This window comes from Marilutibacter chinensis (assembly GCF_021725675.1).
GTDB classification, from domain to species: domain Bacteria; phylum Pseudomonadota; class Gammaproteobacteria; order Xanthomonadales; family Xanthomonadaceae; genus Marilutibacter; species Marilutibacter chinensis.
Genome location: NZ_JAKJPO010000003.1, coordinates 452236 through 470373, shown reverse-complemented (window position 1 = coordinate 470373; position 18138 = coordinate 452236). Strand labels below are relative to the sequence as shown.

Here is an 18138-nt window from a genome sequence, read left to right as displayed (position 1 = left end):
TTCTGACGGTCTTCATGAGGCAGACCGTAGCAACGTCGATGGCATCGACCGTACGAGCGGCGTGAGCCGCGATCGGGCCGTCCCGTGCGGGCTCCATCGCGGCTTTCGATGCTTCGGCGGCCGCTCCGACGGCGGGATGGGGACGTGATGGAACTGGAGTTGCCGGTCCTCCACCAGGACCAGGCCCTCGCCGTCGTCGACAAGCCCGCCGGGCTGATGGTCCACGACAGCGCGCTGGCGCGCGGCGAGAGCGACTTCGCCGCCGACCGCCTGCGCGAACAGTTCGCGCGGCCGATCTTCCTCGTGCACCGGCTCGACCGCGCAACCAGTGGCTGCCTGCTGCTCGCGTTCGACCGCGACACCGCTTCCGCGCTGGGCAAGGTGTTGATGTCGCGCGAGGTCGAGAAGGTCTATTGGGCGATCTGCCGCGGCTGGACCGAAGAAGTCTTCGAGATCGACCACCCGCTCGACGGCGGCCCCGGCAAGCCGCTGAAGAAGCCGGCATTGACCCGCTTCCGGCGTCTGGCGACGGCGGAACTGGATCTGCCGTCGGCAGGCTTTCCGACCTCGCGCTACTCGCTGCTCGAAGCCACCCTCGAAACGGGCCGCTTCCGCCAGATCCGCCGCCACCTCAAGCACGCCTCCCATCACCTGATCGGTGACACCAGCCATGGCGACGGCCGCCACAACCGCGCATTCCGGATGATGGGCATCCACCGGATGCTGCTTCACGCGCGGCGGCTGGCCTTCGCGCATCCGCTGACCGGGGCGCGGATCGAAGCGATCGCGCCGCCGGACGCAGGCCTGGCGAAGGCACTGGCCCTGTTCGGCCAGCCTGCCGATCCGGATCTGGCCGTGCGTTCGCCCGAGATGCCGCCGAAGTAACCCGGGACCGAGGCGCGGACGGCGGCGGCGACCGCCGCCCACATCGTCCCGCCGTCGTTCCGGCAATGCTCAGTCGGCGGCGCTGTCCTTGCCGCCAGCGGCGTCGGCCGCGGCCTGGATGTCGCGTTGCATCTCCTCCAGCATCGGCGCGATCATGCGCTGTGTCGCCCGCATCGTGTTCTGCATCAGTTGCGGGGTCTTGGCGATCAGCTTCTGGCCGGCCTCGCTCTCGTAGAACGCGATCATCGCGTCCACGTCCTCGGACTCGAAGGTCTGCTGGTAGATCTCGCGGTAGATCGGCTCCAGGTGCTCCCAGCTCATCGCCGACTGCATCGTGCGCAGCTGCCGCTCCAGCATTGCGTCGAGTTCGGCGCGCTGCCCCTTGTCCAGGGTCTTGCCGGAGCCGGCCAGCGCCTGTTCGGCGATCTGCCGTTGCATCGCTTCCAGCTGCGGCCACATCGCCTCCAGGGTGTCGCGGGCCCGGGTCAGCTCCATCAGCCGGTCGACCTGGGCGTCGCTGGGCGGCGCGGCGAAGGCGCCCGGGGCGGCCAGCAACAGGGCCAGCAGGGCGGTGCGCAGGGTCGTGCGAAGTGTCATCGTGCGGTTCCATTGCAATGAGCGAAGCGGCATCCTCGGCGCAAGTGTGATCGCCGTCAAGCCATGCGCTGGCCGCGCGAAGTGCCGTGAATCCTGCGGCAGGCCCTACAATCGCCCACGCGCTTTCACCAAGAATCCGCTCCGATCCGATACCGTTTCCGTCCGCTTTCCAGTCGCCGCGGCCTTGCCGTGGCACCACGTCGATGACCATCAACGTCGCCCACATCTCGATCCCCGAAGCCGAGCTGGTCGAGCGCTTCGTGCGCGCCGCCGGGCCGGGCGGGCAGAACGTCAACAAGGTCGCGACCGCGGTGGAGCTGCGCTTCGACGTGGCCGGTTCGGCCGCACTGCCCGAGCCGGTGCGCGCGCGCCTGCTGGCCCGTCGCGATCGACGCATGACCGGCGAGGGCGTGCTGGTGATCAGCGCGCAGCGCTTCCGCACCCAGGAGCGCAATCGCGAAGACGCCCGCGAGCGTCTGGCCGCCTTCATCGAAGCCGGCCTGCACGCGCCCAGGCCGCGCATCGCGACCCGCCCGAGCCGGGCCGCGCGGGAGCGCCGGCTGGGCGAGAAGCGCCAGCGCAGTACCATCAAGCGCGGCCGTTCGCCGCAGGACTGGGAGTAGAGGCTTGGTCGACGAAGCCGCGCTGTTGCCGCACATTCCGCCTTCGATGCCGAGGGTTCGTCCCAACCGTTTCACCCGCTGGCTCGGCCGCACGGTGCTGCGGCTGGGCGGCTGGCGGGTGGTCGGCAACATCCCTGATATTCCCAAGCTGGTGGTGATCGCGGCGCCGCACTCGTCGAACTGGGATGGCATCTGGGGTTTCGCCGCGAAGATCGCGCTGGGGCTGGACGTGCGGGTGCTGGGCAAGCATCAGCTGTTCTGGTGGCCGCTCGGACCATTGCTGCGGCGGCTGGGCGCGATTCCGATCGATCGCCGGGCGCCGCGCGGGATGGTCGAGCAGGCGGCGGAGATGATCCGTGCGGCCGAGCGGATCTGGTTCGTGATCGCTCCGGAAGGCACCCGCAAACCGGTCAGGGAATGGAAGTCGGGCTTCCTGAAGATCGCCCGCGCAGCCGGCGTTCCGGTGCTGGCGGCCTATTTCCACTATCCCGAGCGGGTGATCGGGATCGGCGAAGTGTTCGAGACCAGCGATGATCCGGCCGCGGACATGGCCCGCATCCGCACCTGGTACCGCCCGTGGATCGGCCGCAACCGGGGCACGGTGTAACCGCTCCGCGGTCCTTTCCGCCAACGCCGTGCCCGCCGTTCGTCGCCGGCTGCGCGGCCGCGGGCGCCGAGGTGCCCGGAATGGCATGTTTTTTGCGTCACTCCTGTGACGGGTATCTCAACAAACCCGATCCCCAACGTCCCGAAGGAGGCTCCGATGCGACCGGTCCCAAGGCTTCGCGCATCCGGAACGGCGCTACCCCGTCGCGTCGCGGCGCAGGGCGGCTGAGTCGTGCCTGCGACCGCCCACTGCCTGTGCGCGCTCGGACCGAATGCACTGATCAGTGCGTTCGGGCTGCTGCGCGGGCCGGAGCGGACGGTCCCGACCCCGACCGAAGACTGGCGGCGTGCGACCGTCGACGTCGTCATCCACGCCGACGGACACCAGCCGGACATCGCCTATTGCCTGGCCTCCCTGCTGACCCAGGACCACCCGTTCCGGCGCGTGATCCTGATCGATGACGGCGGTGTCCAGGGCGACCATGCCGCACGGATCGCTTCGGAGTTCGCGCTCGCCAACGCGCTGGAGCTGGAGGTCATCGAGCGCAAGTGGTCGCTCGGCAAGGCGCCGACCCTGAAGCGCCAGGCGCGGGAGCTGGACGGCGACGTGCTGTTCGTGCTCGACGCCGATGTGGTGCTCGAGTCGCGCGACTACATCCGTCGCTGCGTGCAGGCGCTGTACGAAGGCGTCGGCGTCGCCAGCGCGGCGGGCATCTGCAGGCCAGGCACGGCCGGCGATCGCCGCCGCTGGGCCGGGAGCGACACGTTCCTGCAGTGGGTCGCCGGCGACCCGTACATCGATCCGCGCCTGTGCGGGGACCGCCTGCGCCGCCTGGCTGCATGGCTGGGCGCCGCATTCCGCGACTGTGCCGGCCGTTTCCAGCAGAACTTCCTCGAGCGCGGGCAGATGGCGCTGTTCGGTGGCGTTGCGGTCGCCTGCGGCCGAGCGACCGCCTATCGCCGCGGCTATCTGAAGGATGTGTTCGACCGCTTCGAGCCGGTCTACGGCGACGGCATTACCGGCCAGCCCGACCTGTTCGTGGCGATGGCGCTGAACAACGAGGGCTATCGCAACGCACGGCTGCCCGACGTGCATGCGCACGCGCCCGCGGTGTCGCTCGGCGATCTGCCGGCCAGCCAGTGCCGAGCGACCTCGGCCTACCTGCAAAGCTGCGCCGAGTTCGATGCCCTGATCCGCAGTCCATTGAAGTGGCCGCGGCGCGCGTGGCGGCGCTGGCATGCGCGGCAGCGCCACGGGCCACGTTCCGGTGTGGAGTCGCGCCGCGCGGTGGAAGCCTATCGGCAGCCGTTCGGCGAGCGCCTGACCCGCGAACAGGGCCGGCCGATCGGGTGGGCGCAGGCGGCGACTGCGCTGGAGAAGGTGCTGGTTCCGGCGCTGGCGTTGGCGCTTGTCGCGCTCGGCCAGGCCGGCGCGGCGGCAGGTCTGCTGCTGGCCGATGCCGCCGTATGGATCGCGCTGGTGGTGGCCACCGCACTGCGGGGCGAACGTCTTGCCGTGCTCGGCAAGGCGGTGTCCAGCGTTCCGTTGCGCGCTCTGCTGATGTTCTCCGACCTGCTGATCGTCGTCGCCTGCCTGCTGCGCTTGCCGCCCGTGCTGCTGCGACTGCGGCGGACGGCCTGAGCCCGGCCGAGGCGCACGGCCGGGCGGCGGTTCGTCACGGGGTCCGCAACGCCGGCGCGACGCTCCCGCCGGAGGCGGTGTTCATCCGGACTTCCGGGCTGGCGGCCTCGTGCATCGCGATGAAAGGCACCTCGACCTTCGGCAGCAGGCGCCGGGTGAAGTGGCGGTCCTGGTAGTAGCGGATCTTCTCGCACATCACCGGATGCGCCAGCCCCTCGTACAGGAAGATCTCCTTGTCCGGCCCCATCGCCTTGAGCTCCTGCGGCAGCATCAGCGCGCGCTTCTCCTGCGTCTCGCTGTAGGAGGTGCTGCGGCCCTGGCCGCGCGAGCGGGTGCGGTTCCTGCGGTGCACGGTGGTGTAGCCGAGCATGTCCGAGTAGTCGTTCGCGTCCTGCTGCTCGCGCGGTGCGTAGAGGATCTGCAGCGCGTGGTTGGTGATGATCGTCCGCGACAGTTCCTTGCCGTAGACCGCGTCCAACTGCGCCATCGACTGGATGATCGGCAGCAGGCGCAGGTTGTAGCCGGCCATGTAGGCGACCGCCTTGGCGATGATGTCGACGCGGCCCAGCGCGGTGAACTCGTCCATCAGCAGCAGGCACTGGTGCTTGAGTTCGGGATTGTTCTGCGGCAGTTCCTTGGTGTTGACGTTGATCAGCTGGCTGAAGAACAGGTTCACGATCAGCCGGCTTTCGGCCAGTTTGTTGGGCTGGATGCCGATGTAGATCGTCATCTTGCGCTTGCGCACGTCGTCCAGGCGGAAGTCGTCGGCGCTGGTCGCCGCGTCGAGCACCGGATTGATCCAGGCGTTGAGCGGCTCCTTGAAGCTTCCGATGATCGACGCGAAGGTGACGTCGGCCTGCGACAGCAGCCCGGCGAATGCGGTGCGCGCGTTCGAACTGAGGAAGGATGCCTTGGAAAGGCCTTCCAGATACGGCTTGAGCTCCTGGCCGCCGGTGTCGGACGACAGCCGGTAGACGCCGCCCAGCGTGGGTGTGTCCGTGCCCTCGTGGTCGGCCTTCTCGAACAGGTACAGGGTGAAGGCCATGAATGCGTTGCGGGACTGGCTGGTCCAGAACTTGTCCTTGTCGTCGCCATCCGGGTAGAGCATCGCGGCGATGCTCATCAGGTCCGAGACCCGGAAGGCGGGATCGTTGGACACGTAGGTGAGCGGATTCCAGCGATGGGTGCGGCGGTCGTCGGCGAACGGGTTGAACAGGTAGATCTCCTGGCCCTGCTGGGCGCGCCAGCCCGACGTCAGGTCGAAGTTCTCCTGCTTGATGTCGAGGACCACGACCGACTCGCCGTACTCGAGCAGGTTGGGGATCACCACGCCGACGCCCTTGCCGGAGCGGGTGGGGGCGGCGAGGATCACGAACTGCTGGCCAGCCAGGCGCAGCAGCTTGCCGCCCATCTTGCCGACGACGATGCCGTTGCTGGCGGACTTCAGGAAGCCCTTGCCGGCGAGGTCGCCGAGGCGGGCGAATCGCGCCTTGCCATGCAGGTCCTTGTGCTGGCCGCCGCGCAGGACCAGCACGATCGCGCCGATCCAGAACAGCAGGGGCAGCCCGAAGCCGATCAGGCCCGCGAACTTGACCCGGCCGGCGAACGGCTGCATCCGCGGATGCTCGAGCAGCTGCATGTAGCTCCACCACGTGCTGAACTTCAACGAGCCGGTGTCCAGCTTCATGAACGTCAGCGCAAGCCAGCCGGATGCGTACAGCCCGGCCAGAAGCGTAAGCGCGGTGAGGATCAGGACGATGATCAGTTTGGGTTTGGTCACGGCTTCAACCTGTCGTTCGGTCTGTCGATAAACATGGGCCGGAGTGCCCGCGGAACGGCGCGCCGCTCAGCGCGCGGTACCGCTGCGGGCCGGCTGCCCGGCGCCGGGCGGGGCGGTGTCGACCAGCACGTAGTCGGGGTTCTTGCTCCAGCGCGGCTGGCCGTCGACCAGCTTCATACAGGGGCGTCCATCGCACGAGGTCACGGTCACGTGCTGGAGCGCGTCGAGCACCTCGGCCTGGACCTGGGTGCGCTGGATGCGCTTGACGTTGTGCCACAGCGCGAAGCCGGTACCGGCCAGGGCCAGGAACGCCGCCGCGCCGACCGCGATCATCGTCTTCCATCCCATCACCCGCATCCGCATGCCGACCGCGGACTGTTCGCGCTTGAGCTGTTCGCTCATCTGCCGCAACTGGCTCGCGCTTTCGCCGATCGCCTTGGTCGCCGCCCCGACCTCCTGCGCCAGTGCCTGCCGCACCGCGGACTGCGCATGCTGCACCAGCTCGGTCTTGCCCGCAGAGACGACCTGGTCGAGATTGGTTTCGACCCGTTGCAGCGTCTGCAGCAGATCGCGGGCGCTGCTCTGCTGCTGCTCGGCAGCGCCGATGCAGCGACGTTCCAGGTCCGCGGCGAGCAGGCTCGCCTTTTCCAGGAAGTCGATCATCTCGTTGTACTTCGCGTCTTGCATGGCGTGTCTCTATCGATTCCTGGAGTGTGCCGGTCCGCCGGTGGGGTTGGCAGCTCCTTCGGAGGATCGGCGCGACCCGGGCGATGACGCCATTGCGTGGACGCGGGATGGCTGCCAGGGAGGCGTGGCGACGTCGTGAGGTACGGTCGCGGGCGGGGGGGTGTCGATCATGGAGCCTCCGTTGCTCGTGCGGTTCCGGATGTTTCCGTCATGACGATGAGGGTGCGGCCTGGCAGGACGGCTTGCGGGCAGCCGCCGCTCCACGGTGTCCTGTCCCCCGACGGCTGCGTGGAGCGTTCGGTGCAACCGCACCCGTTATCGACGCGACGAACAGCACCGTCTAGCACTCCCCTTCGACGGGCGTCAAGGACGATGCCACCGCGGCCAGCGGCTGCCCGTGCTGGGTGACCCACCGTCCGCCAGTCTTGCACGCCGATATTTCAACGCGCCCGCCACGCCCGCCAGCAGCAGGGCGACTGCCGCGGCCCACGGCCACGAAGACCGTGCGATGACGAGACCGCCGCCGTCGCCGCCTCGCTGCGCAAGCCGTTGCTGTGCCTTCGCCAGCGCCTCGTCCTGGATCGCGATCACGCGCTGCATCTCTTCGCTCGAGCCCTCCAGCTCGGCCACACGCTGGCGCAGATGCTCGATTTCGGCCTCGCGGCTGGCGATCGCCTCATCGTCCGCCGCCGCGGCGGACATGGCGATGTCGGGGGGGCGGGGCTGCGCCGTGGACTCGTCCGAGGCTTCTGGCCCCGGCGGAGTGATTTCCAGGCGACCGGAATCCGGCACGACCCTTGCCGCCGCCGCGGCGGCGGCCATGTCGGCCTCGACCGCGGCCCGTGCCGCCGCCATCTCGGCGTCCGCGACCGCGTCCGGGCCTTCGTGCCATGCGCGGATCTGCAGGTGCACCAGCCGCTGCGCGTGGGCGGCCTGGATGGACGCGAGTTCCGACGCCGACGGCAGCCGCAGCACCGCGCCGCGCTTGAGGCGATTGATGTTGCCGCCGATGAAGGCATCGGGATTGGCCAGCAGCAACGCCGCCAATGCCTGCTCGTGCCGGGTGCCGGCTTCGTCCACCTGCGCCGCGATCCGGGACAGCGCCTCGCCCGGCCTCACCGGTCCATAGCGGCGGCCGCCGGCCGGAATCGAGGCAACCGGCGACGATGCGGAGGAGGTCGTCGGGGGCGGTTCGGCCCGGGGCGCCGCCTTTCCATCGCCTGCCGATGCCAGGGCAGGCGATGCGTTCGATGTCGCGCGAGACATGGGCCGCGATGACGGTGGCGATGGCGCGGCCGGCGGGGATTGCCGCAGCGGAATCGCGGCCACCGGAGCGGCGGTGGTCTCGGGCAGGGATCGCGACGGTGCAGGCGACGGCGCGGTCGGCCGCGCAGCCAGCGGGATCGGCGCGGGTTCCCCGGCGGGGCCGGCGAGCGCGATCGGTGCGACCTCGGCTACCGGCACGTTCAGTTCGACCGGCGCGGCCTCGGCCGCCGGCACCGCCAGCGCGATCGGCGCGATCGGCGCGACGGCAGCCACCGGCGGGGGCGTTGCGGCGGTTTCCGCTGCGCCTGCTCCCGTCGACGCCGGCATGGTCGGCGCCTGTTGCGGTGGCGTGATCGCCGGCAGCTGTGCCACCGGCATCGATGCGGGTTCCTGCAGGGCCACCGAGAACTCGCGGATCATCTTGCCCGAGCTCCATTCGAGCTGGACCAGGAAGGTGAAGAACGTCTCGCTCACCGGTGCGTCGGTGGTGATGCGGATCAACGGCCCGTTGCGTGCGTCGACGACCGCGAAGCGCAGGCCGGCCACCGTTCCTTGCGGCCGGGTCAGGCCGACGCGGGCGAACACCACCGCCGGCGCGAGACCGGCGCGCAGATCGCGCAACTCGTCCTCGGTGGCCTCGATCGGGATCTCGGCCAGCAGCGGCTGGCCCAGCGCGGAGCGGATCGTGATCGGTTCTATGTCCAGTGCCTGAGCCGGCGACGCCAGCATCAGACCCGACAGCAGCAATGTCCTGTAACGCATCTAACGCATCCGTGCATCATCATTGATTCGGTTCTGGAGCGTCGCAAATGTGACGTTCGTCACTAAATGGTGTCGATCGAATGTTCCTGAGTGACGAGACACCGATCGCGCAAGCATACGGACATGCGACGGACTTGACGAGTCGTCGACAACGCCGGTACCGTTTACACAGAGCCTGTACGCACGAGTATGCAAACAGGCCGCGAAGGTTCGATGGATCGGCTCGTTGATGGAACGTATCGGGGGGTGCCCGGACGTGATTGGTTCCAAGCCACCATCGGGAAGCGTGTTTGAAGGAGTTGGATGACAGGGGGAACGGAAGGACATGGCGGCCACGGAACGGGCGACGCGCCGCATGGCGTGGCGTTTTGCCCCTCGTTATCGAACTGACACCGCGACGACGCGGTCTTCTTCGCACGACGTACACACACCCGGTTTTTCTCCAGGGCCCACCGGTGCCCTGACCCTGCGTTTGCTCCACATGCCTGCGTGCGCCGAAGGGCGCGCGCCGATGCTGTCTGCCCGCATTTCAGCCGAAGAGTGAAGCCGTGAATCCCTCTGTTCCCCGCCGCATTCTTGCCGTATTCGCACTCGTGGCCGTCATCGCCGGGTGCACGACTCCCGAGGCGCCCGGCGTCCGCGGTCGCTGGAAGCCCGTGAACGGTTTTGCAGAAGCGCCCGAAGCGATCCCCCTGCAGCCGACCTACCTGTTCCAGGCGTCGCCGGCCGACGGCACCCTCAAGAACATGCTCAGCCGTTGGGCGCGAGACAGGAAGATGAGCCTGTCGTACCTGCATGCCAACGACTACACCCTGTACGAGCCGGTGGCGGACATCCACACCACCGACCTGCAGGCGGCGGTCAGCGCGCTGAGCGATGCCTATGCGGCGCAGGGCGTCGTGGTCGCGGTGGAAAGCAACCAGATCGTCGTCCGTGCCGCTGCCGCAGCGGCTCCGATCGAAGTCGGAAACTGACCGGGGCGCGCCATGTTCGGAAAGAAGACCTCATCGCCCCAGATCGACCAGGCGGTGGCCAAGGCGGTCAACTATGAAGTGACCGTGGCCGACATCGCCCGCCGCAGCCAGCGCCGTGCCTGGGCGGTGGCCTGGTGCGCGATCATCATGTCGCTGATCCTGGCGGGCGGTTACTTCGTGTTCCTGCCGCTCAAGGAGAAAGTGCCGTATCTGGTCATGGCCGATCCCTACACAGGTACGGCCACCGTCGCGCGTCTGCAGGGCAACTTCGGCAACAACAGCGTCACCACCCAGGAAGCGATCAACAAGAGCAACGTCGCCCAGTTCGTGCAGGCGCGCGAGTCCTACGACTCCGGCCTGATCGGCCAGCAGAACTGGTACACCGTGCTCTCGATGGCCGGTGAGCAGGTCGCGCCGGGGTACACCGAGATCCATTCGAACAAGAACCCCAACAGGCCTTCCGCCCTGTACGGCGCAACCAAGGCGGTGCATGTCCGGATCGTGAGCATCCACCTGCTCGGTGGCGGGGGCGGCCAGCCTTACACCGGCGCGACGGTGCGCTTCCAGCGCAACCTGTACGACAAGTCCACCGGCCGTTTCACGCCGCTCGACAGCAGCGGCAAGATCGCCACGCTCGAATTCAGCTACAAGCCCAACCTGAAGCTCAGCGAGCGGGACCGCCTGCTGAATCCGCTCGGATTCCGCGTGTCCAACTATCGCGTCGAGAACGACTTCGCCGAGGTGGCGCCGCCGCCGCCCGCATTCACCGCGCCGACGCCGGAGCAGCAGCGCGAGCTGCAGGGCACGCCGTCGGGCGCCGGGGATGGCGCCGGCATGATGCCCGGAATGGAAACGATGCCTGGAGCGGACGTGCCGCCGGCCTATGGGCCCGATGGTCAGCCGCCCGTCAACCCCGATGGGGCGCTGCCGGCGGATGCATCCGCTGCGGCCGGTCCTGCCGATGGAGTCAATGCCCGATGAGTCACCCGAGCCAGCTGCTTCTGCGTATCGGCCTGTTCCTGGCCCTCGCCTGCACTGCCGCGCCCGCGGCCGCGCAGGCCGTCCAGGAATACGAATACGGGCCCGACCGCATCTATCCGGTGCGGACAGGGTTGGGCATCACCACCCAGATCGAACTGAGTCCGCACGAGGAAGTCCTGGACTACAGCACCGGCTTCAGCAGCGGCTGGGACCTGACCCGCCGCGGCAACGTGTTCTATCTGCGCCCGAACAACGTCGACGTCGACACCAACATGATGGTGCGCACGGCGACCAACTCGTACATATTCGAACTCAAGGTGGTCGCGACCGACTGGCGCGCGCTGGAGCAGGCCAAGTCCGCCGGCGTCCAGTACAAGATCAAGTTCGTATATCCGAGCGGAACCGAGTTCGCCGCCGCGACGGCGGCGGTCGAGGAGCCGGAGAGCGAGATCGAGACCGCAATCGACCCCGACCGCGGCTACAACTTCGACTACGAGTTCTCGGCGCCCAGGCGGGCGCCGAAATGGCTGGTGCCGACGACCGTCTACGACGATGGCCGTTTCACCTATGTGCGCATGAGCGACCTGACCGAGTTCCCGACCGGCAATTTTCCGGCGGTCTTCGGCCGCGAACGCGAGCATAGCGACGACTTCATCATCAACACGACCGTCGAGGGCAACACCATCGTCGTCCACGGCACCTATCCCTACCTGGTGATCCGTCACGGCAAGAACGTCGTCGGCCTGCGCAGGAGGCAGCAAAAGTGAGCCAGAACACGCCCAACAATCCTCCCGGCGATGCGCATGAGCCGCAGGCGAATCCCTACTCGGCCAACTGGCAGCAAGGCGCGCCCAACCTCGATGCGGAAGCCCCCCAGCTCCGGGCCGACGACGCCCAGCGCCTGAACCGCAAGGCGCTGATGTACCTGGCCGGTATCGTCGGTTTGCTGGTGCTGACGGCGGTCTGGCTTGCACGCGGCATGTTCGGCGGCGGCGACTCCGAGCGTGCGCCGGCGCCGAAGGAAGAGCGCGTGGTGATCCCCGACGCACCGCAGGACGTGACACTGCCGCAGCTCCCGCCCGAGAGCGCGCCGGCACCGGTGCCGCTGGCCGAGATTCCGATGCCGCCGGAGCCGTCGCCGCAGCCAGTCGCGCAGCCGGCCGGACCGCGAGGGCCCACCCTCCTGGAGCGTCGGATCCAGGGAGCCGACCGTGGCGGAGTCAGCGAGGCGACCACCACGCCGCCGCAGATGCCCGATGGCCTGAGCGCAGATGGCGATGCCACCAGCCAGATGCGCAGGGGCAGGGCCAGCGCGCAGCCGCTGTACAAGCCCGACACCCTGCTGGTGCGCGGCACCTACATCCGCTGCGTCCTGGAAACGCGGGTGGTCACCGACGTGCCGGGGTTCACCTCCTGCATCGTCACCGAGCCGGTGTATTCCATCAACGGCCGCCGTCTGCTCCTGCCCAAGGGGTCGAAGGTGCTGGGCACCTACGGTTCCAGCGCGGTGGGCGGAGAACGGGTCGCGGTCGTGTGGGACCGCATCACCACGCCGACCGGCCTCGACATCAACATGAGCAGTCCGGGCGTCGACAACCTGGGCAGTTCCGGGCATCCGGGTCATTACGACGCCCATTGGCCGCAGCGGATCACGTCGGCCCTGCTGATCAGCATGCTCAGCGATGCGTTCAAGTACGCCGGCGCCAAGCATGGACCGCAGCAGGTCGACATCAGCAACGGAACCGTCGTGCAGAGCCCTTACGAGAGCAACACCGCGCGGACGATGGAACGGCTGGCGAACGCGGCGCTGGACAAGAGCATGGCCCGTCCTCCGACGGTCACCATCAACCAGGGCGAGGTCGTCAATGTCTATGTCGCCCAGGACGTCGACTTCTCGGCCGTGCTGCGCTGACGCGCGGCCCTGAACAGTGATGCCCGATGGACAGCGGATCCGCTCCGGCCCAGGTCTCCAACGACTTTCTCGAGTACCAGTACCAGGTGCTCGGGATCGGGGAGTACCTGCGTTCGGCGGACGTCACCGAAATATGCATCAACAAGCCAGGTGAGCTGTACCTGGAAACCGTCAGCGCCGGCTGGCAGCGGGTCGAAGTTCCGTCGCTGACCTTCGAGCGCGCGCGCCAGTTCTGCACCGCGGTCGTCAACGAGAGCAATACGGGTCAGCGCATCACCGATGCCGACCCGATGGTGTCGTTGACCTTTCCGACCGGCCAGCGCGCCCAGTTCGTGATCCCGCCGGCCTGCGATCCCGGCAAGGTCTCGATCACCATCCGCCTGCCGGCGAAGTTCAGCAAGTCGCTGGAGCAGTACGAACGGGACGGCTTTTTCGGCGAGATCCTCGAGGACACCGGGGAGATCAGCGATCACGACCGCGAGCTGCTGGAACTGCGCGAGGCGAAGAACTACGCCGAGTTCTTCCGCAAGGCCGTGGTCTATCACAAGAACGTCGTGGTCGCCGGTGCGACCGGCAGCGGCAAGACCACGTTCATGAAGTCGCTGGTCAACCACATTCCTGACAACGAGCGTCTGGTCACGATCGAGGACGCGCGCGAGCTGTTCATCCGCCAGCCGAACATCGTCCACCTGCTGTATTCCAAGGGCGGGCAGAGCGCCAGCAACGTGAGCGCCAAGACCTGCATGGAGGCCTGCCTGCGCATGAAGCCGGACAGGATCATCCTGGCCGAGCTGCGCGGCGACGAATCGTTCTACTTCATCCGCAATTGCGCCTCCGGCCACCCCGGCTCGATCACCAGCTGCCACGCCGGCAGCACCACCCAGGCCTGGGACCAGCTCGCGCTGATGGTCAAGGCTTCCAGCGAGGGCTCGGGGCTGGAGTTCGCGGTGATCAAGCGGCTGCTGATGATGACGATCGACATCGTCGTCCACATCAAGGCGCATGCCGGCCGCCGCTATATCACGGGCATCGATTTCGACCCCCGCCGGGCGATGGGGGAGACGGGAGGCGGGCCGTGAGCGACGAACGGGGATTCTTCAAGACGTCGACGTATGGTACCTTGGCGCCCAGTCCGCGCGCATGGAGGCGCTGCCCATACCCGGGCCCCGGACACGTCAGCCAGAGTCAGGGGGGTGCCCGCGCATTGCCGTGGGCACGAGGAAACAAGGAGGTGATGGCGTGTTGCCAGGCATGGAAATGATGGGATGCTGGGACCTTGCGGTCCCCGGCGAGATCATGCGGCACGTCGTCCAGGTCGAGTCGTCGTTCAATCCCTATGCGATCGGTGTCGTCGGCGGCCGCCTGGTGCGTCAGCCGCGGAGCCTGGCCGAGGCGCTCGCGACCGCGCGCATGCTCGAGGAGAAGGGCTACAACTTCTCGGTCGGTCTGGCCCAGGTCAACCGCTACAACCTGGCCAAGTACGGCCTGTCCAGCTACGAACGTGCGTTCCAGACCTGCCCGAACCTGCAGGCGGGCGCCCGCATCCTCGCCGAGTGCCACCAGCGGGCCGATGGCGACTGGGGCAAGGCCTTCAGCTGCTACTACTCGGGGAACTTCGTCACCGGCTTCCGGCACGGCTACGTGCAGAAGGTGATGGCCTCGATGGGAACCGACACCAATGCCGGCGTCCAGGCGATCTCGCTGGCGGCCGCGTCGCCCCGCGCCGCGGGCGGAGCGCGTCCATCGCGGGCGGTCGCGACCACTGCATCGCTGCTGACGCGGCGCATGCAGCCGGAGGCCGCCGCGCCGCCCCCCGTCACCGCGCCCACGCCGCCTGCATCCCCTGCCGATCCTGACACGGCCGGCACGCCGTCGTCCTCCTGGCAGCCGGTCCAGACGTTGGCGGCGCAGGCGCCCGGCCCCGGCCCCGTGGTCGGGCAGATGCCGGAGCCCGCTCCGGTCAAGGTGCAGCTGGTCGGTGCACCGCCCTCGCCCCCTCCCACACCCATTTCCGCATCTGCGCTGCCGCCCTCGCCTGCCGCCGGGTCTGCAAGTGCCGATGCCGTTGTCGCGAGTTCCACCCCCGCCGGTTCCGCTGTCTCGGGTTCCACCGCGTCCAAGGAAGGAGGCAGGGACGAGGCGTTTGTTTTCTAGCGGGTCGCTGTCCGGGCCCGTCGAGCACCACCCCCTGTTGATCATCACAAAAGTAAGGAGCAAGGAAATGAAACTGGATCTCATGACCCATCAGAGCAAGCAGGCGGCACAGGCCGCACTCATGGCCGTGGCATTCGTCGCCTGCCTGGCCGTGCCGGATCTGGCGTTCGCCCAGGACCGCGACTTCGAAGGCCAGACCTGCGGCTTCCTCGACCAGATCGTCGGCTTGCTCGGCATCGCCTCGATCGCGGTGGTGACCATTGCCATCATCTTCGCCGGCTACCAGATCGCCTTCGCCCACAAGCGCATCAGCGAAGTCGCGCCGATCCTGATCGGCGGCCTGCTGATCGGTGGCGCGGGCCAGCTGGCCGGCTGGATCCTCGGTGACGAGTACGGCGAGTGCACCAGCGGCGGCACGACGATGATCGTGCAGCAGGCCCTGAACTTCGTCGCCTGATGCAGAAGAACGTACTGTTCCGCGGCTGCACCCGTCCGCCCATGTTCCTGGGCGTGCCCTACGTCCCGTTCTTCATCGGAGCGGGCGGGTGCCTGCTGTTGGCCATGTACACCAACCTGCTGGTCCTGTTCCTGATTCCGGTGATCGTCTTCATCATGCGCCAGCTGACCCGGCGCGACGAGATGATCTTCCGCCTTCTGGGGCTGCGCCTGCAGGTGCGGACCCGCATCCGCAACATCCGCGAGCACGACGGCATGTGGGTCTGCACACCGAATCCGTACCGCGACCGCCCGACTCTGGATATCCGTGGGTGCAGACAGGAAACGCCGCATGTTTAATCCCGACACGCCCGTCAGCGAATTCGTCCCGCTCTCCAGCCACGTCTCGCCTTCGGTGGTCAAGACCACCGGGGGCGACTTCCTGCTGAGCTGGAGCCTCGGCGGCCTGCCGTTCGTGGGCCGCGACGAGTGGGAGATCGAACACCGTCACAACGTGTTCAACCGCATGCTGCAGACACTGCGTGCGCCCGACTTCGTCAACGTGGCGTTCTGGGTGCACGACATCCGGCGCCGGCGCCGGATCCGGTCCGACAGCAAGTTCAACCAGGCCTTCAACCAGAAGCTCTCCGACGACTACTACGGCGCGCTGTCGTCGCAGAAGATCATGGTCAACGAGCTGTACCTGACCATGCTCTACCGGCCGATCGTGGGCGGCAGCAAGACCTTCATGGAGAAGAGCTCCGACCTGGAACGTCTGAAGGCGGAGCAGGACCAGGCAGTGACCAAGCTGCTGGAACTGGCCGGCAACGTCGAGGCCGTGCTCAAGGAATACGCGCCGCGTCGCCTGGGCATGTACGAGGCGGAGAACGGCGTGGTGTTCTCCGAGACCCTGGAGCTGTTCGGCTATCTGCTCAACCGCATCGACGAGCCGGTGCCGGTGCTGTCCGCGCCGGTGCAGGAGTACCTGCCGGTCAGCCGCCAGATGTTCTCGGTGAAGACCGGCGACTTCGTCGTCAGCACGCCGAACGGCAAGAACCATTTCGGCGCCATCCTCAATCTCAAGGAGTATCCGGAGGGCACCTATCCGGGCATCCTCAATGGCCTGAAGTACCTGGACTTCGAGTACGTCATCACCCATTCCTTCAGCCCGATGGGGCGGCAGGATGCGCTCAAGGTGCTCGACCGCACCAAGGGCATGATGATTTCCTCCGGCGACAAGGCGGTCAGCCAGATCGCCGAGCTGGACCTGGCGATGGACCAGCTCGCGTCCGGCAACTTCGTGCTCGGCGAATACCACTTCATCATCGCCATCTACGCCGACAGCCAGGAGACGCTCGGCCGGCAGCTGGCCACGACGCGCGCCGAACTCTCCAACGCGGGCTTCGTGTCCGCGAAGGAAGACTGGGCGATCACCGCCTCGTTCTACTCGCAGCTGCCGGGCAACTGGAAATACCGCACCCGTCTGGCCAACCTGAGCTCGCTGAACTTCCTCGGCCTGAGCCCGCTGCACAACTTCAGCGCGGGCAAGAAGGACCACAATCCGTGGGGACCATGCGTCACCGTGCTGCAGGCCACCAACGGACAACCGTACTACTTCAACTTCCACGCGACGCATCCGTCCGAGAATTCGTTCGGCGAGAAGGCGATCGCCAACACGATGGTGATCGGCAAGTCCGGTACCGGCAAGACCGCGCTGATCAACTTCCTGCTCAGCCAGGCGCAGAAGCTCGACCCGCCGCCGACGATCTTCTTCTTCGACAAGGACCGCGGCGCGGAGATCTTCGTGCGTGCCTGCGGCGGCAACTACCTGGCGCTGGAGAACGGCCAGCCGACCGGCTTCAACCCCTTCCAGTGCGAGCGCACCGAATCCAACATCCAGTTCCTCGCCGACCTGATCAAGGTGCTGGCCGGCAAGCGCGAATACACCGCGCGCGAGGAGGAGGACATCTTCCGCGCGGTCGAGAGCATGCTCGACACACCGATGCACCTGCGCTCGATGACCAACTTCCAGAAGAGCCTGCCCAACATGGGCGACGACGGGCTCTTCGCGCGCATGCGCAAGTGGACGGCCGGCAATTCGCTGGGCTGGGTCTTCGACAACCCGAAGGACGTCATCGACCTGCACAAGGCCAACATCATCGGCTTTGACTACACCGACATCATCGACAATCCCGAAGTGCGGGTGCCGGTGATCAACTACCTGCTGCACCGGCTCGAGGAGCTGATCGACGGCCGTCGCCTGATCTACGTGATGGACGAGTTCTGGAAGATCCTCGACGGCGAGGGCGGACTCAAGGAATTCGCGAAGAACAAGCAGAAGACCATCCGAAAGCAGAACGGCATGGGCATCTTCGCGACCCAGAGCCCCGAGGACGCGCTCAAGAGTGACATCGCCGCGGCGCTGATCGAACAGACCGCGACCATGATCCTGCTGCCCAACCCGAACGCCAGCCGCGAGGACTACATCGAAGGCCTGAAGCTGACCGAGGCCGAGTTCCAGGTCATCAAGGGCCTGGACGAACGCAGCCGCTGCTTCCTGGTCAAGCAGGGCCACGGCGCCACCGTGTGCCAGCTCAACCTGCGTGGCATGGATGACGCGCTGGCGGTGATCTCCGCCAGCACCGACAACATCGACATCCTGCACGGCGTGCTGGAGCGCAAGGCGCGCTTCCTGCGCACCACGCCGGACGACCTGACTCCCGAGCAGTGGCTCGAGGACTTCTACGAGAACCGCAAGGGCTCGGGCAAGGGCGGCGGCAAGACCGAAGAACGCCCGCGCATCGGCGCGACGGCGTGATCACCATGTTTTCCAG

The 18138-nt window shown here is 67.4% G+C and carries 16 protein-coding genes and 1 pseudogene; 13 read left to right on the top strand and 4 right to left on the bottom strand.

The features are described from left to right. Nucleotides 1–147: 147 nt before the first annotated feature. Nucleotides 148–885, top strand: coding sequence for a pseudouridine synthase (locus L3V18_RS07750; protein ID WP_237054096.1), 738 nt, complete (start codon nt 148–150; stop codon nt 883–885). 69 nt (nt 886–954) lie between these two features. Here the strand turns inward: L3V18_RS07750 and L3V18_RS07745 are convergent, their stop codons facing one another. Further along, nucleotides 955–1482 carry a DUF2059 domain-containing protein gene (locus L3V18_RS07745; RefSeq protein ID WP_237054095.1) on the bottom strand — a complete coding sequence of 176 codons (528 nt, stop codon included), beginning with the start codon at nt 1480–1482 and terminating at the stop codon, nt 955–957. Between the two features lie 203 nt (nt 1483–1685). Here L3V18_RS07745 and arfB point away from each other — a divergent pair, with 203 nt between their 5' ends. From arfB to L3V18_RS07730, 3 genes are all read left to right on the top strand, one after another. Then, nucleotides 1686–2105: an alternative ribosome rescue aminoacyl-tRNA hydrolase ArfB gene (arfB, locus tag L3V18_RS07740; RefSeq protein WP_237054094.1), complete on the top strand. Its 420-nt coding sequence runs from the start codon at nt 1686–1688 to the stop codon at nt 2103–2105. A gap of 46 nt (nt 2106–2151) precedes the next feature. After that, complete coding sequence (locus L3V18_RS07735; protein WP_237054236.1) at nt 2152–2712, top strand: lysophospholipid acyltransferase family protein; 561 nt, start codon at nt 2152–2154, stop codon at nt 2710–2712. Between the two features lie 231 nt (nt 2713–2943). Further along, nucleotides 2944–4353, top strand: coding sequence for a glycosyltransferase (locus L3V18_RS07730; RefSeq protein ID WP_237054093.1), 1410 nt, complete (start codon nt 2944–2946; stop codon nt 4351–4353). A gap of 106 nt (nt 4354–4459) precedes the next feature. On the opposite strand, the pseudogene L3V18_RS07725 reads toward L3V18_RS07730, so the two are convergent. The 3 genes and pseudogenes from L3V18_RS07725 to L3V18_RS07715 all read right to left on the bottom strand — a co-directional run. Next, a pseudogene (locus L3V18_RS07725) lies at nt 4460–6133 on the bottom strand (type IV secretory system conjugative DNA transfer family protein); the annotation flags it as partial. A gap of 66 nt (nt 6134–6199) precedes the next feature. Next, complete coding sequence (locus L3V18_RS07720) at nt 6200–6820, bottom strand: hypothetical protein (protein ID WP_237054092.1); 621 nt, start codon at nt 6818–6820, stop codon at nt 6200–6202. 363 nt (nt 6821–7183) lie between these two features. Beyond that, entirely contained in the window at nt 7184–8848 is a 1665-nt protein-coding gene (locus L3V18_RS07715; protein WP_237054091.1) for a FimV/HubP family polar landmark protein, read from the bottom strand. Between the two features lie 656 nt (nt 8849–9504). Between L3V18_RS07715 and L3V18_RS07710 the strand changes: the two genes are divergently transcribed. The 9 genes from L3V18_RS07710 to L3V18_RS07670 all read left to right on the top strand — a co-directional run bounded on the left by L3V18_RS07710 (nt 9505) and on the right by L3V18_RS07670 (nt 18122). Continuing rightward, the gene (locus L3V18_RS07710; RefSeq protein WP_237054090.1) at nt 9505–9822 is read left to right on the top strand and encodes a toxin co-regulated pilus biosynthesis Q family protein; all 318 of its coding nucleotides are present in this window, start codon (nt 9505–9507) and stop codon (nt 9820–9822) included. 12 nt (nt 9823–9834) lie between these two features. Then, on the top strand, nt 9835–10803 hold the full coding sequence (locus tag L3V18_RS07705) for a VirB8 family type IV secretion system protein (RefSeq protein WP_237054089.1): 969 nt from the start codon (nt 9835–9837) through the stop codon (nt 10801–10803). Further along, nucleotides 10800–11570, top strand: a complete 771-nt coding sequence (locus tag L3V18_RS07700) for a TrbG/VirB9 family P-type conjugative transfer protein (protein ID WP_237054088.1) — start codon at nt 10800–10802, stop codon at nt 11568–11570. The genes L3V18_RS07705 and L3V18_RS07700 overlap by 4 nt, the downstream gene beginning before the upstream one ends. After that, complete coding sequence (locus L3V18_RS19330; protein ID WP_237054087.1) at nt 11567–12715, top strand: TrbI/VirB10 family protein; 1149 nt, start codon at nt 11567–11569, stop codon at nt 12713–12715. Before L3V18_RS07700 ends, L3V18_RS19330 begins: the two co-directional genes overlap by 4 nt. 26 nt (nt 12716–12741) lie before the next feature. Beyond that, nucleotides 12742–13794, top strand: a complete 1053-nt coding sequence (gene virB11 / locus L3V18_RS07690; protein ID WP_237054086.1) for a P-type DNA transfer ATPase VirB11 — start codon at nt 12742–12744, stop codon at nt 13792–13794. 172 nt (nt 13795–13966) lie between these two features. Next, on the top strand, nt 13967–14869 hold the full coding sequence (locus L3V18_RS19415; RefSeq protein WP_425493484.1) for a lytic transglycosylase domain-containing protein: 903 nt from the start codon (nt 13967–13969) through the stop codon (nt 14867–14869). 67 nt (nt 14870–14936) lie between these two features. Beyond that, entirely contained in the window at nt 14937–15326 is a 390-nt protein-coding gene (locus L3V18_RS07680; protein WP_237054085.1) for a TrbC/VirB2 family protein, read from the top strand. Then, a complete protein-coding gene (locus tag L3V18_RS07675) occupies nt 15326–15664 on the top strand; it encodes a VirB3 family type IV secretion system protein (protein ID WP_237054084.1) in 339 nt (112 codons plus the stop codon). The genes L3V18_RS07680 and L3V18_RS07675 overlap by 1 nt, the downstream gene beginning before the upstream one ends. Further along, nucleotides 15657–18122 (top strand): VirB4 family type IV secretion/conjugal transfer ATPase, encoded by a 2466-nt coding sequence (locus L3V18_RS07670; RefSeq protein WP_237054083.1) that lies wholly within the window; start codon nt 15657–15659, stop codon nt 18120–18122. Before L3V18_RS07675 ends, L3V18_RS07670 begins: the two co-directional genes overlap by 8 nt. Nucleotides 18123–18138: the final 16 nt, after the last annotated feature.

Coding starts and splice junctions, on each gene's coding strand:
- L3V18_RS07750 (WP_237054096.1), top strand. CDS start 148: ATGGAACTGGAGTTGCCGGTCCTCCACCAGGACCAGGCCCTCGCCGTC.
- L3V18_RS07745 (WP_237054095.1), bottom strand. CDS start 1,482: ATGACACTTCGCACGACCCTGCGCACCGCCCTGCTGGCCCTGTTGCTG.
- arfB (WP_237054094.1), top strand. CDS start 1,686: ATGACCATCAACGTCGCCCACATCTCGATCCCCGAAGCCGAGCTGGTC.
- L3V18_RS07735 (WP_237054236.1), top strand. CDS start 2,152: ATGCCGAGGGTTCGTCCCAACCGTTTCACCCGCTGGCTCGGCCGCACG.
- L3V18_RS07720 (WP_237054092.1), bottom strand. CDS start 6,820: ATGCAAGACGCGAAGTACAACGAGATGATCGACTTCCTGGAAAAGGCG.
- L3V18_RS07715 (WP_237054091.1), bottom strand. CDS start 8,848: ATGCGTTACAGGACATTGCTGCTGTCGGGTCTGATGCTGGCGTCGCCG.
- L3V18_RS07705 (WP_237054089.1), top strand. CDS start 9,835: ATGTTCGGAAAGAAGACCTCATCGCCCCAGATCGACCAGGCGGTGGCC.
- L3V18_RS07700 (WP_237054088.1), top strand. CDS start 10,800: ATGAGTCACCCGAGCCAGCTGCTTCTGCGTATCGGCCTGTTCCTGGCC.
- virB11 (WP_237054086.1), top strand. CDS start 12,742: ATGGACAGCGGATCCGCTCCGGCCCAGGTCTCCAACGACTTTCTCGAG.
- L3V18_RS19415 (WP_425493484.1), top strand. CDS start 13,967: ATGGAAATGATGGGATGCTGGGACCTTGCGGTCCCCGGCGAGATCATG.
- L3V18_RS07680 (WP_237054085.1), top strand. CDS start 14,937: ATGAAACTGGATCTCATGACCCATCAGAGCAAGCAGGCGGCACAGGCC.
- L3V18_RS07675 (WP_237054084.1), top strand. CDS start 15,326: ATGCAGAAGAACGTACTGTTCCGCGGCTGCACCCGTCCGCCCATGTTC.
- L3V18_RS07670 (WP_237054083.1), top strand. CDS start 15,657: ATGTTTAATCCCGACACGCCCGTCAGCGAATTCGTCCCGCTCTCCAGC.